This window comes from Flagellimonas sediminis, from assembly GCF_010500845.1.
GTDB classification, from domain to species: Bacteria; Bacteroidota; Bacteroidia; order Flavobacteriales; family Flavobacteriaceae; genus Flagellimonas; species Flagellimonas sediminis.
Genome location: NZ_JAAAMI010000003.1, coordinates 169,467 through 185,240, shown reverse-complemented (window position 1 = coordinate 185,240; position 15,774 = coordinate 169,467). Strand labels below are relative to the sequence as shown.

The 15,774-nt window shown below is 44.1% G+C and carries 15 protein-coding genes and 1 tRNA gene; 4 read left to right on the top strand and 12 right to left on the bottom strand.

Going from position 1 to position 15,774, the window contains the following annotated elements; genetic code table 11:
• Window positions 1-52: 52 nt before the first annotated feature.
• The 7 genes from GTK07_RS07760 to GTK07_RS07730 all read right to left on the bottom strand — a co-directional run bounded on the left by GTK07_RS07760 (window position 53) and on the right by GTK07_RS07730 (window position 4,398).
• Entirely contained in the window at window positions 53-535 is a 483-nt protein-coding gene (locus tag GTK07_RS07760) for an ExbD/TolR family protein (protein WP_163634716.1), read from the bottom strand.
• 14 nt (window positions 536-549) lie between these two features.
• A complete protein-coding gene (locus GTK07_RS07755) occupies window positions 550-1,158 on the bottom strand; it encodes an ExbD/TolR family protein (RefSeq protein ID WP_163634715.1) in 609 nt (202 codons plus the stop codon).
• Window positions 1,159-1,168: 10 nt separating this feature from the next.
• Window positions 1,169-1,606 carry a hypothetical protein gene (locus GTK07_RS07750; protein ID WP_163634714.1) on the bottom strand — a complete coding sequence of 146 codons (438 nt, stop codon included), beginning with the start codon at window positions 1,604-1,606 and terminating at the stop codon, window positions 1,169-1,171.
• Window positions 1,607-1,633: 27 nt separating this feature from the next.
• Window positions 1,634-2,362 (bottom strand): MotA/TolQ/ExbB proton channel family protein, encoded by a 729-nt coding sequence (locus GTK07_RS07745; RefSeq protein WP_119638523.1) that lies wholly within the window; start codon window positions 2,360-2,362, stop codon window positions 1,634-1,636.
• Between the two features lie 79 nt (window positions 2,363-2,441).
• Window positions 2,442-2,529, bottom strand: a tRNA-Ser gene (locus tag GTK07_RS07740).
• Between the two features lie 66 nt (window positions 2,530-2,595).
• Window positions 2,596-3,627: an asparaginase gene (locus GTK07_RS07735; RefSeq protein ID WP_163634713.1), complete on the bottom strand. Its 1,032-nt coding sequence runs from the start codon at window positions 3,625-3,627 to the stop codon at window positions 2,596-2,598.
• Window positions 3,628-3,630: 3 nt separating this feature from the next.
• On the bottom strand, window positions 3,631-4,398 hold the full coding sequence (locus GTK07_RS07730; protein ID WP_163634712.1) for a TatD family hydrolase: 768 nt from the start codon (window positions 4,396-4,398) through the stop codon (window positions 3,631-3,633).
• A 101-nt stretch (window positions 4,399-4,499) separates the two neighbouring features.
• On the opposite strand from GTK07_RS07730, the gene GTK07_RS07725 reads away from it, so the two are divergent.
• Window positions 4,500-4,940, top strand: a complete 441-nt coding sequence (locus tag GTK07_RS07725; RefSeq protein WP_163634711.1) for a retropepsin-like aspartic protease family protein — start codon at window positions 4,500-4,502, stop codon at window positions 4,938-4,940.
• A 72-nt stretch (window positions 4,941-5,012) separates the two neighbouring features.
• On the opposite strand, the gene odhB is transcribed toward GTK07_RS07725, so the two are convergent.
• Together odhB and GTK07_RS07715 are read right to left on the bottom strand one after the other, a co-directional pair.
• A complete protein-coding gene (gene odhB / locus GTK07_RS07720; RefSeq protein WP_163634710.1) occupies window positions 5,013-6,230 on the bottom strand; it encodes a 2-oxoglutarate dehydrogenase complex dihydrolipoyllysine-residue succinyltransferase in 1,218 nt (405 codons plus the stop codon).
• Window positions 6,231-6,252: 22 nt separating this feature from the next.
• Window positions 6,253-9,051 (bottom strand): 2-oxoglutarate dehydrogenase E1 component, encoded by a 2,799-nt coding sequence (locus tag GTK07_RS07715; RefSeq protein ID WP_163634709.1) that lies wholly within the window; start codon window positions 9,049-9,051, stop codon window positions 6,253-6,255.
• A 210-nt stretch (window positions 9,052-9,261) separates the two neighbouring features.
• On the opposite strand from GTK07_RS07715, the gene GTK07_RS07710 reads away from it, so the two are divergent.
• Entirely contained in the window at window positions 9,262-10,362 is a 1,101-nt protein-coding gene (locus GTK07_RS07710; RefSeq protein ID WP_163634708.1) for an acyltransferase family protein, read from the top strand.
• A 5-nt stretch (window positions 10,363-10,367) separates the two neighbouring features.
• Here GTK07_RS07710 and GTK07_RS07705 read toward each other — a convergent pair whose 3' ends face one another.
• From GTK07_RS07705 to GTK07_RS07695, 3 genes are read right to left on the bottom strand one after another with little or no spacing between them, the layout of a single operon-like run.
• Window positions 10,368-10,700, bottom strand: coding sequence for a hypothetical protein (locus tag GTK07_RS07705; protein ID WP_235932697.1), 333 nt, complete (start codon window positions 10,698-10,700; stop codon window positions 10,368-10,370).
• Between the two features lie 50 nt (window positions 10,701-10,750).
• The gene (galE, locus tag GTK07_RS07700; RefSeq protein WP_163634706.1) at window positions 10,751-11,782 is read right to left on the bottom strand and encodes a UDP-glucose 4-epimerase GalE; all 1,032 of its coding nucleotides are present in this window, start codon (window positions 11,780-11,782) and stop codon (window positions 10,751-10,753) included.
• 1 nt (window position 11,783) lies between these two features.
• Window positions 11,784-12,938, bottom strand: a complete 1,155-nt coding sequence (locus GTK07_RS07695) for a DegT/DnrJ/EryC1/StrS family aminotransferase (RefSeq protein WP_163634705.1) — start codon at window positions 12,936-12,938, stop codon at window positions 11,784-11,786.
• Window positions 12,939-13,020: 82 nt separating this feature from the next.
• Between GTK07_RS07695 and GTK07_RS07690 the strand changes: the two genes are divergently transcribed.
• The gene (locus GTK07_RS07690; protein ID WP_163634704.1) at window positions 13,021-14,262 is read left to right on the top strand and encodes a 3-deoxy-D-manno-octulosonic acid transferase; all 1,242 of its coding nucleotides are present in this window, start codon (window positions 13,021-13,023) and stop codon (window positions 14,260-14,262) included.
• A gap of 32 nt (window positions 14,263-14,294) precedes the next feature.
• Window positions 14,295-15,686: a sugar porter family MFS transporter gene (locus tag GTK07_RS07685; RefSeq protein ID WP_163634703.1), complete on the top strand. Its 1,392-nt coding sequence runs from the start codon at window positions 14,295-14,297 to the stop codon at window positions 15,684-15,686.
• Window positions 15,687-15,774: the final 88 nt, after the last annotated feature.

Genomic DNA, 15,774 nt, shown 5'->3' with positions numbered 1-15,774 from the left:
AACGCTCCAAATTAGTCATTTGGAGCGTTTCCCACTAAATCTAAGCTATTGCCTACTGTAGATTGTTAAAAGCATCTCCCTCATAAGTGGTGTAGTTCACCTTTAGGGCATTCACTTTCCTCAATTCTTGTTTTATATCGGTGATAAGACCCATATTGGCATTCTTATCAACCTTTAATGCAGTAGTCAATACGTTTTGAAGTTCTTGAGGTTTTTTTGCACGCTCCGCCAAAATAAAAGAACCAACTTCGTCCACATTGGCAAATTTATCGTTCAACTGGATTTTTGGTTCAGAACCAAAAACTTTTTGATACTCTTGGGTAGGTTTACCGACATAGATATAGATCACACGGTCCTTTTTTTCCAATTTCTTTATCTCAGTTGCATTAGGAAGCGTGTTCTCAACCATTAAAGAACTGTCTTTCATTGTGGTTACGGTCATAAAGAAGAACAGTAACATGAACACGATATCCGGCAAAGATGCTGTAGACACCGCAGGCAAATCTCCATCCTTCTTTTTTGTAAACTTAGCCATACTAAATTCTAGTTTTAATTGGTTGATGTTTCGGCTTCTGAAAGTTTTTGTGGGAACATATCCTGGATACGTTTCACTTTGTCTTTCAAATCGTCCCTTACCGCAGAAGGTGTTTCTGGGTTCAGGTACTCGGCTTCCATTTTGGTGAAATCCTGTCCATAAAGCTTTTGGGCTTCACGGTTACGCAAATCATTATAGGCACCAACCAATTCGTTCTGTACCGTAATGTAGGTGCTATATTTGGTCTCCCTATCATTTTTCAATGAAATGATGGCCTTTGATGGATTATCAGAGGAAGCAGGATCCTTTTTACCTTTACAATAAGTACAGGAACCATCCGCATTGTTTTCCAAAAATGCGGTAGCTGCAGCCCTTAAATCTTTAAGGTTCATCAAATTATCCTCTACCAACAGTTGACCATTTTTATTGATGTTCACCGTAAAAATGTTCTTCTGCCTTATAATTACTTCTGTATCATCTGGCGGCTCGATTGGTGGCAACATACGGTCCAAACCTGCATCCGTTTCAATGGTGGTGGTCACCAAGAAAAAGATAAGCAAGAGGAAAGCGATGTCTGCCATGGAACCGGCATTGACTTCCGGCGCTGCTTTTCTTCTAGGCATAGTTCTATTTTTACTTTACAAACATTTTCTTCAATCCTGGGAATACCATTAGAACTACCGCTACTACGGTTAGGATGAAGAATACGTTCAATCCCATTCCAATGTTTTTCACAGTTCCTTCTGTGGTTGTGATACCTCTTCTTGCCATTTCCTCAACAACAGGAGCGTTGTTGGAAGAAAGTCCGTAGGATACAGCCACAACAATGGCCAATCCACCTAGGGCAAACAGGGTTTTCTTAAGGCTTCCCGGAGTGGAAAGCAATTTGCTCAATCCAAAGAACAGTGCTGCCACTACGGCAATGGCCAACAAAATGTACATGATAATGAACATGAAGTTCATTGACCCACTGCTGATTGCATTCGGATCTTCCGCTGATGGCAATGAGAACCATAGTACGGCAGAAATCAATCCGATTGCAATGAGTGCTATTTTTACTATTTTATTCATGTTTCCCGATAGTTTTTAATTCCGTAATTATTTCTTGTGCGCTGCCAACATATCAATCAAAGATATAGAGGCATCTTCCATGTCGTTTACGATACTATCGATCTTGGCAATGATATAGTTATAGAAAATCTGAAGGATGATGGCCACGATCAAACCGAATACCGTGGTCAACAACGCCACCTGGATGTCACCTGCAATCAAAGAGGCGCTCAAGTTACCAACAGCGGCGATTTTTTGGAAGGCCTGGATCATACCGATTACCGTACCCATGAACCCAAGCATCGGGGCCACAGCGATAAACAAGGACAACCATGATACGTTTTTCTCCAATTGGCCCATTTGTACACCTCCGTAGGCAACCACTGCTTTTTCAGCAGATTCCAAACCTTCGGACGATCTGTCCAATCCTTGGTAGAAGATGGAAGCAACAGGTCCTTTTGTGTTCCTGCAGACCTCTTTGGCTGCTTCTACACCTCCAGAAGCCAATGCATCTTCCACTTGTTGTTTCAATTTGGCAGTGTTGGTGGTTGCCAAATTCAAATAGATAATTCTTTCAATGGCAACTGCCAATCCCAATATCAAACAAAGAAGTACGATACCCATGAAGGCAGGACCTCCTTGAATAAATTGTTCTTTCAATACCTGGGTGAAACCTTTGCTGGCTTCAGCTTCTTCTTGCAACATTGCTGCAGACGCAGTTGTAGTTCCCATCACAAACATTCCGGCAGCAGCCAGAGTAAAGGATATTTTTTTCATTTTACTTAAAACTTAAATTTAGTTAGTTAATAATGTTAAAGATATAAAAATTTTGCAATTGAAAAACTAAAATACCTTGCAGAGAGGAAGGGATTCGAACCCTCGATACACTTTTGGTGTATACACACTTTCCAGGCGTGCGCCTTCGACCACTCGGCCACCTCTCTATTCCTTCATTTAGGCCGACCAATAAACGAAAAAATAATCAGTTATAGAAATTTGATGCGTTAATTTTACACCATTTCACCACGTAAAGGCGTCTCGTAAATTGTCTTGAACAATGCATCGGGAACACCAGTGCCCAATAGGTACATAGCCTTTGCAATAGCAGCCTCCGTCGTAATATCCTTGCCGTTAATCAGTTGCATCTCCTTCAGCTTTTCACTGGTTTCGTAATGACCCATAAAAACACTGCCACCGGAGCACTGGGTAACATTTATAATGTGCAGTCCATTTTTTACCGCTGTTTTTAATTCTTGTAAAAACCACTCATCCATTGGGGCATTTCCTGAACCATAAGTTTCCAAAACAAGGGCCTTTAAATGGGGTATTTGCAGCACTGCCTTCATCACATCCTGATTGATTCCGGGAAACAATTTGAGAACCGCGACCCGGTCATCCATCTTTTTATGCACCAGAAGGGACTTGTTCTTGGCAGGTTTTTTCAACAAATAGTTATCATGTACTTTTAAATGCACCCCCGATTCCACCAAAGGTGGGTAATTCAAGGAAGCAAAAGCTTCAAAATGTTCGGCGTTGATCTTGGTGGTCCTGTTACCACGATACAACTTGTATTCAAAGTAAAGCCCCACTTCCTGCACCACGGGTTTGCCATTTTCATGCAGCGAAGCAATTTCTATGGACGTGATCAAATTCTCCTTGGCATCCGTTCTAAGGTCCCCTATTGGCAATTGCGATCCCGTAAAAATGACCGGTTTGTCCAGATTCTCCAACATAAAGCTCAATGCGGAAGCCGAATAACTCATGGTGTCGCTGCCATGCAGCACCACAAAGCCGTCATTATCTCTATAATTGTCTTCGATGATGGAGGCGATCAGGGCCCAATATTTGGGATTCATATTGGAAGAATCGATGGGCTCCTTAAAAGAAACGCCTTTTAGCGTACAGTCCAACTGGTCCAGTTCTGGAATGTTCTTGATAAGCTCCTCAAAATTGAAAGCACGCAAGGCCCCGGTTTTGTAATCCTTGACCATACCGATGGTGCCCCCGGTATAGATCAATAATATGTTGGTCTTTTTCTTCATGGGCTATGCTACAAATACCTCCACCGAATTCTGGGTGGTAATTTCAGCAATTTCCTCGACAGGCTTACCATATATATAGGATAACTTTTCCAGCACCTGAATCACATAGGCACTTTCGTTCCGTTTGCCGCGATAGGGAACCGGTGCCAAATACGGCGAATCGGTCTCCAAAACAATATGCTTCAAATCAACTTGATCCAAAAACTGGTCGATCTTCCCGTTCTTGAACGTGGCCACGCCCCCAATGCCCAACTTCATATTGTAGGATAGGGCTTGGTGCGCCTGCTCCAAGGTTCCTGTAAAGCAATGGAAAATTCCAAAAAGGTCATCCCCTTTTTCTTGTTCAAGGATTTCAAAGATCTCATCGAACGATTCCCGGCAATGGATTACAATGGGCAATTGGTGCTTTTTGGCCAAACGGATCTGGTACACGAAGGCTTCTTGCTGTTGTTTCAAAAAAGTCTTGTCCCAATACAGGTCGATACCGATTTCACCCACGGCGTAGAATTTCCGTTTGGCCAGCCACTCTTCTACCAGTGAAAGCTCTTCCTTATAATTTTCCTTTACGTGGGTAGGATGCAGCCCCATCATCAAAAACACGTTTTCAGGATAATCGGATTCCAAATCCAACATGGCCTGGGTATATGTGGAATCGATGGCAGGGATAAAAAAGCGCTTCACCCCGGCATTCAGTGCCCGTTGCATCATGGCATCTCGGTCCTCGTCAAAAGCTTCACTGTATAAATGGGTGTGGGTGTCGGTAATGATCATATCACAAAAATAGATTTATCTTAGTTGTCCCAAAACTTTGTAATGCATTATATGTAAAGATGCTTCGCTTGCTCTCAGCATGACATCACTCAATAAACAATATGACATCATTAAAAAAGTTCCTGAAATCCAAAAACTATATTAAAATTCCCTTGGTGTTCACCGAAACGAACCATTTTGAGATCGTAGCCAAGATCAATGGTATTTCCGGCAAGTTCATTTTGGATACAGGGGCGTCCAATACCTGTGTGGGCATGGACAAGATCGCCTTTTTTGCCATGGCCTCCGAGACCACCGATGTGAAGGCCGCCGGTGCAGGTGCCGTTGAGATGGAAACCTTGATTTCTATCAAGAACACCATCGAAATCGGGAAATGGAAAAAAAAGAAACAAAAAATTGTTGTTTTTGATTTGGTCCATGTGAACCAAGCCTTGGTTTCACACAACGCACTTCCGGTAGATGGAATTATCGGGGCCGATGTCCTTAAAAAAGGAAAGGCTGTGATCGATTACAATAAAAAATGCCTCTACTTGAAAAAGTAAAGGCATTTGTTCCTTACCCCTCGTAAATCCACTTCAACTTCGCTGGGTGGACCCGTCTGGAATGATTTTATTTTATAGCTCCAACGCTTTTTTCACGTTGTTGTCCATCAACAATTCTTCAGGACTTTCCAAAGCTTCCTTAACAGCCACCAAGAACCCAACAGATTCTTTTCCGTCGATGATTCTGTGGTCGTAGGACAAGGCCACATACATTACCGGGGCAATGGCAATGGCACCATCTCGAACAATGGCACGATCCACAATATTGTGCATACCCAAAATACCACTTTGTGGTGGGTTGATGATGGGTGTACTCAACATGGAACCGAATACTCCCCCGTTGGTAATGGTAAAGGTACCCCCGGTCATTTCATCCACGGTGATTTCCCCCTCCCTGGCACGAAGCGCCAAGCGTTTCACTTCGGCCTCAATGCCCCTAAAAGTCAAGTTTTCGGCATTTCGAATTACGGGCACCATTAATCCTTTGGGTCCGGATACGGCGATGCTGATATCACAGAAATCATAGGTAATCATTTCCTTACCATCGATCATGGAGTTCACGGCAGGGTACATTTGCAAGGCACGGATCACCGCTTTGGTGAAGAAGGACATAAAACCTAGGCTTACCCCATGCCTATCCTTGAACTCATCCTTGTATTGGGAACGCAACTCAAATATGGCAGACATGTCCACTTCGTTAAACGTGGTCAACATGGCGGTTTCATTTTTGGCAGCTACCAAACGCTCTGCCACTTTTCTGCGAAGCATGGACAATTTGGAACGGGTCTCGCCACGGTTACCACCAGTTGGGGTACCCATAGATGGAACAGCCTGCACGGCATCTTCCTTTGTGATACGGCCATCCCTTCCTGTACCTGCTACAGATGAGGGGGCAATACCCTTTTCATCCAATATCTTTTTAGCTGCAGGTGAAGGAGCACCAGAAGCATAGGTTTCTTTTTTAGGCTCCGCCTTTTTAGGTTCCGCTTTGGGCTCCTCCTTTTTAGGCTCCGCTTTTTTCTCCGCTTGGGGAGCAGCACCATCAGGTCTTGGGGCACTGGTATCGATAAGGCAAACTACCTCACCAACAGCCACGGCATCCCCTACCTCGGCCTTAAGGGTTATAATTCCGCTTTCCTCCGCCGGAAGCTCCAAAGTTGCCTTGTCCGAGTCCACCTCGGCTATGGCCTGGTCCTTCTCCACGTAGTCACCATCTGCAACCAACCATTCGGCGATTTCAACCTCTGTAATGGATTCCCCTGGTGAGGGAACTTTCATTTCTAAAACCATGCTACTATAGTTTATACTTGTATTATCGAATTAACATATTGTCCTTACTCTTATCGAAGACATACTCCAACACTTGGGCATGTCGTCTTTTGGAACGCACCGCACTACCCGCGGCAGGGGCCCCATAAAATCTTCGGGATGCCACCCTGAATTGCTTGGCCTCGTCCAAATGCATCAACATATGGCCCCAAGCCCCCATGTTCCTGGGTTCTTCCTGAGCCCAAACGATGTCGTCGGCATTCTTGTATTTCTTGATGATATCACGCATTTCGTCCGCTGGCAATGGGAACAATTGCTCCACCCTCACCAAGGCTACATCGTCTCTGTTCAACTCCTCCTTTTTCTCCAAAAGATCATAATAGAACTTACCAGTGCAGAACACCAAGCTTTTTACTTTGGACACGTTGGCCTCGGCATCATCTATAACCATTTGAAAACTTCCATTGGCCATTTCTTCCTTGGTGGAGACCACTTTGGGATGCCTCAACAAACTTTTCGGTGTGAATACCACCAAAGGTTTTCTAAAATTGGCCTTCATCTGTCTCCGCAACAAATGGAACAGGTTGGCAGGCGTGGTTACATCGGCAACGTACATGTTATCCTTGGCGCATAGCTGAAGATATCGTTCCATACGTCCCGAGGAGTGTTCCGCTCCCTGACCTTCATAACCATGGGGCAACAACAGCACCAATCCGTTTTGCAATTTCCATTTGTCCTCGGCAGCGGATAGGTATTGGTCAATGATGATCTGGGCACCATTACTAAAATCCCCAAATTGTGCTTCCCAAATGGTCAACGTTTTGGGGCTTGCCATGGCATATCCATAGTCAAAGCCCATTACGGCATATTCCGAAAGCAAGGAGTTGTAGATATGGAACTTACCGTTCTGGTTGGAACCCAATTCGTTCAACAAGGTAATTTCCTCCTCGTGCATTTCGGTCTTGATCACAGCATGGCGGTGGGAGAATGTTCCCCGCTCCACATCCTGACCTGACATACGCACATCATACCCTTCTTCAATCAACGACCCATAGGCCAAAAGTTCCCCCATGGCCCAATCCAGGTTGTTGTCATCAAAATACATGGCATGACGGGCCTCGACCAATCGTTCCAATTTTCTCAAGAATTTTTTCCCTTCGGGAAGTGCAGTGATGCTTTTGGCAATCTCATCCAACTTCTTAACATCATAAGTGGTATCCATTGCGGAAAGCATCGCCTCTTCGGTCACTTGCTCAAATCCTTCCCACTCATCTTGCATGAAAGGAGTAATCCTGGTTTTTTCTATTTTGCGGGAATCCAAAAGATTTTCTTCCAAATTCGTTTTGTATTCCTCTTCCAATCGGCTCACATAATCCTTGTCGATGATACCTTCTGCCAATAACTTTTGTGCATAAATATCCCTTGGATTATCGTGCTTGGCAATGGCCTTGTACAACAATGGCTGGGTGAACTTTGGTTCATCCCCTTCGTTGTGCCCATACTTTCGATATCCCAACAGATCAAGGAACACATCGCGTTGGTACCTCATCCTATACTCCAATGCAAAAGTGGCAGCATGCACCACGGCCTCTGCGTCATCGGCATTTACGTGAAGTACAGGTGACAGGGTTACCTTGCCCACATCAGTACAATACGTGGAGGAGCGGGCATCCAAATAGTTGGTAGTAAACCCGATCTGGTTGTTAACCACAACATGAATGGTACCCCCGGTATGGTATCCTTCCAAACGAGCCATTTGTATAACCTCATATACCACACCTTGACCCGCAAATGCGGCATCCCCGTGCACCAAAATAGGCAATACTTCGGAGACATTATCACTATGGTCATGGTCTTGTTTTGCCCTAGCAATACCTTCCACCACAGAATTTACGGTTTCCAAGTGGGAAGGGTTGGGGGCAATGTTCATGTTTACCATTTTCCCTGAATCGGTTTCACGCATGGAAGTCCAACCCAAGTGGTACTTTACGTCCCCATCAAAGATGGTCTCTTCGTAATCCTTGCCATCGAACTCGCTGAAAATATCTTTTGGGGATTTTCCGAAGATGTTGGTCAATACGTTCAACCGTCCGCGGTGGGCCATACCCATCACAAACTGTTTCACCCCTTTGTCGGCCGCTTTTTCAATGATTACATCCAAAGCTGGGATCAACGTTTCGTTCCCTTCCAAGGAAAAGCGTTTTTGCCCAACATATTTGGTATGCAAGAAGCTTTCAAAGGAAACCGCCTCGTTCAATTTTCGGAGAATGTTTTTCTTCTCGTCAGCAGTAAAATTGGGGCGATTGTCGTTCACATTCAACCAATCCTGGATCCATTGGATACGTTCCGGGGTGCGGATGTACATATACTCCACACCAATGGAATTGCAATAAATGCTTTCCAAGTGGGCAATGATTTCCTTCAAGGTAGATGGACCAATGCCCAAAATCTTCCCTGCATCGAAAACAGTGCCCATATCATCTTGGGTAAGGCCAAAATTGACGATTTCCAAGGTAGGCTCATATTTTCTACGTTCCCTAACCGGATTGGTCTTGGTAAAAAGGTGACCACGGGTACGGTAGCCGTCTATAAGGCGAATGACCTGAAATTCCTTTTGAAGGGTCTCGGGCATTTCTACCTGCCTACCATTGGTAAGCACGACCATCCCGGTCTTTTCGGATTCAATTCCCAAATCGTCCAAGGAGCTTTCGAGTCCGAAATCAAATCCTTGAAAAAAAGCCCTCCAACTGGGCTCAATACTATCGGGGTTCGTTAGATATTTATCGTACAGCTCCGCAAAAAACGAGGTATGCGCAGCATTTAAAAATGAATATTTGTCCATTCTTTCTGTTTCTCCAAAACTTTATGGAAAATTTTGTCAAAAATACGGGTTTTACCATTCATACAAATGGCTTTTAACCAAATATTGTCCAAAAATTACATCTCTGTTACAGAACTAACGGGAAAGCTGAAATAATGAAATTTTTAACGCAAAACGGCCCAATAAACTAAAAAAAACATAACTTGGTTTCACCTGAAAAACCAACCTAACATGTCCGAACTTAAAAATCGCTATCTCTCCCTTGATGTTTTTCGCGGGTTGGATGTTGCCCTGATGATTGTAGTCAATTCCCCCGGAAATGGCGATACCACCTTTGCTCCCTTGAACCATGCCAGCTGGAATGGCTTTACGCTCACCGACTTGGTATTCCCGACTTTTTTATTCGTTGTAGGGAATTCCATGAGCTTTAGTATGAAAAAATATGAGAGCATGGGCAATGGCGCCGTTTTTAAAAAGATCTTCAAACGGACTGCCATCATTTTCTTATTGGGATTTTTGATGTATTGGTTCCCGTTCTTTGATGATGGACATTTCAAGCCTTTTGAAGAGACCCGAATTTTTGGAGTGTTACAGCGTATTGCCCTGTGTTATATGTTTGCCTCGATCATCCTTCATTTTGTGAAGTCGAAGACAGCTATTTGGTTGAGTCTCATATTTCTGGTGGCTTACCACCTTATCCTGATCGGTTTTGGGGATTTGACCCTGACCGGGAACGCTGTTTTGAAATTGGACGAATGGCTCGTCGGCCCAAAACATATGTACCATGGCGAGGGAATCGCTTTTGATCCCGAAGGGTTCTTGAGCACCTTACCGGCCATTGTGAACGTTATCATCGGTTTCCTAGCCGGGAAGTTCATTCAAAAGAACGGCCAGAATTTTGAGACCATCTCCAAATTGATGATGGTAGGTTTCGCACTTGTCTTTGCGGGTTTGGCATGGGACCTATTGTTACCTATCAACAAAAAATTATGGACCAGTTCCTTTGTACTGCTCACTTGCGGAATCGACCTGGTTGCCATTGCCACTTTGATCTATTTTCTTGATATGAAAAAGACGAAAGGGTGGAGCTACTTTTTTGAAGTATTCGGCAAAAACACTTTGTTCATCTATCTACTATCGGAAGTCTTTGTGATATCACTTCACTCCATCAACACCAATGGCGAATCCCTTTACAAATGGATCGCCGACAACGTGTTCATTTCCTGGTCGGGGGGTTATGTGGGTTCCCTTTTATTCGCCCTTTGGATCATGCTTACCTGTTGGGTAGTGGGGTATTTTATGGACAAGAAAGGTATCTATGTGAAAGTGTGACAAGGTCAGCTACTATATTTGGCCTTGTACCAAACTTTTTGCCATTCGCGCTTCAATACTAAAAAAGCTGCCTCAGCGGCAACATCCACCGCATCGGATGGAGCTATTTTCTTTACTTCGTTTTCCGAAATGTCCACAACATATAATAGGTTGAGGTATTCGGAAAACTTTTCCACTATTAGAAAATAGATTTTTTCATGAAGGAGGCTTTTCAATTCGGCAGGGGTCGCATCCATTGTTATTTGGATGGGCACATTGGCGAGGTCAAAATCCTTTTGGAGCTGGAGCAATAGCTTTTTGTACAATTGTTCCCGTTGAACTACCTCGAGCAGCTCCATACTTGTATTATAATTGGACAGCATATCTTATTTACGTCCAAAAGCCGCTATTAGGATTTATCCTTATCCGAATTTCTTACTTTCCTCTCCCAGTCCCAAGCAGTTTTCATGGCTTCATCCAAAGTGGCCTTAGCTTTCCAGCCCAAAACTTTGTTGGCTTTAGTGGTATCGGCATACGCCTGGATGACATCCCCTGGTCTTCTGTCCACAATCCTATATTTGAGTTTTTGGCCAGATACTTTTTCAAAGCTTTGGATCACCTCCAGGACCGAACTTCCTTTGCCCGTGCCCAAGTTGAACACTTCATAGTTGGACGCATTTTCTCCTTTCAACAAACGCTGTAACGCTTTCACATGTGCCTTTGCAAGGTCTACCACATAAATGTAATCACGGATGCAGGTACCATCTTCCGTTGGATAATCATCTCCAAAAACCGATAATTGTTCCCTTAGGCCGATACCGGTTTGGGTAATGAACGGAATCAAATTTTGAGGTACTCCCAGTGGCAATTCACCAATTTGATTGGATGGGTGGGAGCCGAACGGGTTAAAATATCGGAGTGCTATTGCCTTCAGTTCAGGGTTCACCTTACAGGTATCCCGGATGATTTCTTCACCTATCTGTTTGGTATTGCCATAAGGTGATTCCGCTGGTTTAACGGGTGCATCCTCAGTAATGGGCATCTCATCAGCCTGCCCATAAACGGTGCATGAAGAACTGAAAATAAAATTTCCTCCACCTTTTTTCTCCAATTCCTGAAGAATATAGACCAAAACCCCCAAGTTGTTCTCATAATACAAAAGCGGTTTTTCCACGCTTTCGCCAACAGCTTTGGATGCAGCAAAATGGATGACTCCATCAATGTCGTATTTTCCGAAAAACTCCTGTACCTTCAATTTATCACGAAGATCAAACTTTTCAAAAATGGGTCTTTTCCCGGTAATGGCTTCTATACCGTCCAAAACATCGATGGATGCGTTGGAAAGGTTGTCCACTACGATAACATCAAAACCTTCGTTCTGTAGTTCTACAACAGTATGTGAGCCTATGAACCCAAGGCCGCCCGTAACAAGTATTTTCATTTTATTGGTTTACAAAGTCTATGACCAATTTGGTGATAAAGGCAATCTGCTCCTCATCCAACTCCGTATGCATGGGTAACGAAATCACTTCTTTGACCAATTGGTTGGTCACTGGAAAATCTGCCTCATTGTACCTACCATCCACATATGCCTTTTGCTTGTGAAGGGGAACTGGATAGTACACCCCACACGGAACGCCATTTTCATTCAAATGTTTTACAAGGGCATCCCTTTTTCCATTTATTATTTTTAAGGTATACTGATGAAACACATGGCAATCGCAGGTACTTGGCTGTATTCCACAGGCACAGGAAATCTTGGGCACCACAATATGTTCTTGTCCTTGAAAGGCTTTCGTGTATTTTGCCGCGGATTGCCAACGTTTCATATTGTATCCATCGAGTTTGGGAAGCTTAGCCTTCAGAACGGCTGCCTGAATGGAGTCCAATCTTGAGTTCACCCCAACCACATCATGATAGTAGCGCTCGTACATTCCATGGTTAACAATACCCCGAATGGTGTGGGCCAAATCATCATCATTGGTAAAAATGGCGCCACCATCACCATAACAGCCCAGATTTTTGGAGGGGAAGAACGAGGTGGAAGCCACATGCCCAATGGTTCCCGCTTTTTGCTTTTCTCCATTCTTGGAAGTATAGGTTGCCCCGATGGCCTGTGCGTTATCTTCGATCACATATAGATTGTGCTTTTTGGCGAGATCCATAATGGCATCCATATTGGCACATTGCCCGAACAAATGCACGGGAACAATGGCCTTGGTCTTTGGGGTGATGGCTTTTTCAATGGCCGCGACATCGATGTTGAAGGTATCCGGTTCCACATCCACCAAAACCGGGGTCAGGTTCAGCAGGGCAATTACCTCAACAGTGGCGGCAAAGGTAAAATCGGCCGTGATAACTTCATCCCCTGGCCGCAGGCCCAATCCCATCATACAGATTTGCAAAGCATCAGTGCCGTTTGCACACGGAATCACATGTTTCACGTCCAAATATTCTTGCAGTTCCTTTTGGAACGCATGCACATAGGGACCATTGATGAACGCCGAAGTTTCCAAAATCTCGGCAATGGAATCGTTGACCTCTTTTTTTATGCCCTCATACTGACCATTTAGGTCAACCATCTGTATTTTCTTCATCGGAATTGATTATGCGGCAAAATTAAGAAATTAAGATACCATAACGGCCTCTTGTGGAAAGAATGTATTTTAGCAAAAATTGATGCCCTTGCGTTTTTTGTACAACATTTTGGTCAACATTGCTTGGATTGGATTAAAAGCAATCGCCTTGTTCAAACCCAAGATAAAATTATTTGTCTCTGGCAGAAAGAAGACATTTCCGCATCTTCAGACAAAACTTTCCCCTAATGCCAAGACCATTTGGATGCACGTGGCCTCCCTGGGTGAATTTGAGCAAGGTCTCCCTATTCTGGAAAGACTGCGTTCCAAACATCCCAACCATCAAATAGTGCTTACCTTTTTTTCCCCTTCGGGATATGAGGTAAAAAAGGATACCCCAGTAGCTGATGTGGTGACCTACCTCCCCATCGACACTTCTTACAACGCCAATCGGTTTTTGAATTTAATCAGACCGGAGATCGTCGTTTTTGTAAAATATGAAATCTGGCCCAACTATCTTGATCAATTAAAAAAGAGGGGCACACCTACCTTTCTTGTCTCGGCCATATTTTCCAAAAGGCAGGTTTATTTCAAAGGGTATGGCAGCTTTATGCGAAGGAGCCTAAAAACTTTTTCCCATTTTTTTGTCCAAGACGGAAACTCCAAAAACCTATTGAAATCCATCGGTTTTGAAAATGTTACAGTAGGCGGTGATACCCGACTGGACCGCGTTTCCGAAATCTTGAAAAGGGACAACGGATTGGAGTTCATGGAACGATTCAAGAAAGGGCAATTTTGTTTGGTTGCAGGAAGCACGTGGCCCGAGGACGAGGAAATATTGATCAACTACATCAATTCGGTGCAAGAGCCCATAAAATTTGTCATTGCACCGCATGAGATCAAACCTGTCCATGTGGAAAAAATCACCAATGCCCTTCAAAAAAAGGTGGTCTGCTATTCAGGAATGGATAATACCCGGTTAGAGGAATACGATGTGCTGGTATTGGATACCATCGGTATCTTGACCAAGGTGTACAGCTATGCAGATGTGGCCTATGTGGGAGGAGGATTTGCCACAGGATTGCACAATACCATGGAACCTGCCGTATTCGGAATTCCCATCATCATTGGTCCCCAGTACCATGGTTTCAAGGAAGCTGAAGACTTGGTGGCCAAAGGTGGTATTTCTCCCATATCCGACCAAGCCGGATTTAACAATTTGATGCAGTTATTTACTGGAAATCCAGCAAAAGTAAAGGAACAAGGCAAAATCAATTCCAACTATATCAACTCCAATGTGGGGGCCGCCGATCGCATTCTGGACCATATCTCTGGATTTTTATAAAATTTGGTTAGCTTTAACAAATTTCAACCAACATGGACAAACGTATTTTCAGAATTTCATTGACCGCTGCCCTTGCGGGATTTTTGTTCGGTTTTGATACCGTAGTCATCTCCGGGGCCAACCAACCTATAAAGGAACTTTGGAACACCAACTGGTTTTTGGGGGATTCCATTTTCACTTTCCACGGTATTTTTATCATGTCCATGGCCCTATGGGGCACCGTTTTGGGATCGCTCTTTGGAGGTGTCCCCACAGATCGTCTGGGAAGAAAAAACACCTTGTTCTGGATCGGGGTCCTTTATTTTATTTCGGCCGTTGGTTCTGCTTTGGCGCCAGAAGCCTATAGTTTTTCCCTTTTCAGGTTTATTGGCGGTGTGGGGGTTGGTGCCTCGTCCGTAGCGGCGCCCGTATATATTTCGGAGATATCCACAGCCGAAACAAGGGGAAGGTTAACGGCCATGTACCAGTTCAATATTGTATTCGGGATTTTGGTCGCCTTTATTTCCAATTATCTTATCGGGATCCTGTTTGAGGAGAACGTAGCCTGGCGATGGATGCTTGGCGTGGAAGGCATTCCTGCCCTGATCTATACCTTAATGGTATTGAAAATCCCCAACAGTCCACGATGGTTGCTGATGAAGGAACGTGCCGATGCCATTGTAATGGAATCGATAACCTTATTGGGCATTGAAAAGGAAAGAGCCACCGTTTATCTTTCCGAAATCAAAGTGGCGCTCTACGATACCACTGAAAAACATAAGGAAAAGCTATTTTCGGGCAAGTACAACAAGCCCTTGATATTGGCCTTTTTGATCGCTTTTTTCAACCAATTGTCCGGGATCAACTTTGTGCTGTACTACGCTCCCGAAATTTTAGAACGGGCCGGCCTTGCCTCCGGCGAATCGCTGTTCAGTTCCATATCCATTGGGGTCATCAACCTGATTTTCACTTTTGTGGGCATTGCTTTGATTGACAAATTGGGGAGAAAACAATTGATGTATATCGGATCCATCGGATATATTCTGAGTTTGTCGATGGTCGGATGGTGTTTCTATTCCGGGGCCAGTTCGGTTTTGCTGTTGATCTTTATCCTGATCTTCATTGCCTCCCATGCTGTTGGACAAGGAGCTGTGATCTGGGTATTCATCTCGGAGATCTTCCCCAACAAGGTACGCTCTTATGGACAGGCATGGGGTACAGGGACCCACTGGGTATTTGCTGCCTTGATCACTTTGCTCACCCCAACCTTTCTGGATGCTGAAATTGGGATTTTCAAGGACAATCCATGGCCTATTTTTATCTTTTTTGCCGTAATGATGGTACTGCAGTTATTGTGGGTGATGTTCATGATGCCGGAAACCAAGGGCATCAGCCTAGAGGAGTTGGGCAAATTGCTCAGTGGAAAGAAATCCAAATCCAATTGATTGGTTTACAACACATGCCAAAAATCCATCCTTTAATCGATTATTGGCAATTTGGCCTTGCAGAAACTGCAAATATTTGCGTACATTG

What these genes read in the sequence shown, in the direction of transcription:
- GTK07_RS07760 (WP_163634716.1), bottom strand. Translation starts at nt 535, where the DNA reads ATGGCTAAGTTTACAAAAAAGAAGGATGGAGATTTGCCTGCGGTGTCT.
- GTK07_RS07755 (WP_163634715.1), bottom strand. Translation starts at nt 1,158, where the DNA reads ATGCCTAGAAGAAAAGCAGCGCCGGAAGTCAATGCCGGTTCCATGGCA.
- GTK07_RS07750 (WP_163634714.1), bottom strand. Translation starts at nt 1,606, where the DNA reads ATGAATAAAATAGTAAAAATAGCACTCATTGCAATCGGATTGATTTCT.
- GTK07_RS07745 (WP_119638523.1), bottom strand. Translation starts at nt 2,362, where the DNA reads ATGAAAAAAATATCCTTTACTCTGGCTGCTGCCGGAATGTTTGTGATG.
- GTK07_RS07735 (WP_163634713.1), bottom strand. Translation starts at nt 3,627, where the DNA reads ATGAAGAAAAAGACCAACATATTATTGATCTATACCGGGGGCACCATC.
- GTK07_RS07730 (WP_163634712.1), bottom strand. Translation starts at nt 4,398, where the DNA reads ATGATCATTACCGACACCCACACCCATTTATACAGTGAAGCTTTTGAC.
- GTK07_RS07725 (WP_163634711.1), top strand. Translation starts at nt 4,500, where the DNA reads ATGACATCATTAAAAAAGTTCCTGAAATCCAAAAACTATATTAAAATT.
- odhB (WP_163634710.1), bottom strand. Translation starts at nt 6,230, where the DNA reads ATGGTTTTAGAAATGAAAGTTCCCTCACCAGGGGAATCCATTACAGAG.
- GTK07_RS07715 (WP_163634709.1), bottom strand. Translation starts at nt 9,051, where the DNA reads ATGGACAAATATTCATTTTTAAATGCTGCGCATACCTCGTTTTTTGCG.
- GTK07_RS07710 (WP_163634708.1), top strand. Translation starts at nt 9,262, where the DNA reads ATGTCCGAACTTAAAAATCGCTATCTCTCCCTTGATGTTTTTCGCGGG.
- GTK07_RS07705 (WP_235932697.1), bottom strand. Translation starts at nt 10,700, where the DNA reads ATGGAGCTGCTCGAGGTAGTTCAACGGGAACAATTGTACAAAAAGCTA.
- galE (WP_163634706.1), bottom strand. Translation starts at nt 11,782, where the DNA reads ATGAAAATACTTGTTACGGGCGGCCTTGGGTTCATAGGCTCACATACT.
- GTK07_RS07695 (WP_163634705.1), bottom strand. Translation starts at nt 12,938, where the DNA reads ATGAAGAAAATACAGATGGTTGACCTAAATGGTCAGTATGAGGGCATA.
- GTK07_RS07690 (WP_163634704.1), top strand. Translation starts at nt 13,021, where the DNA reads ATGCCCTTGCGTTTTTTGTACAACATTTTGGTCAACATTGCTTGGATT.
- GTK07_RS07685 (WP_163634703.1), top strand. Translation starts at nt 14,295, where the DNA reads ATGGACAAACGTATTTTCAGAATTTCATTGACCGCTGCCCTTGCGGGA.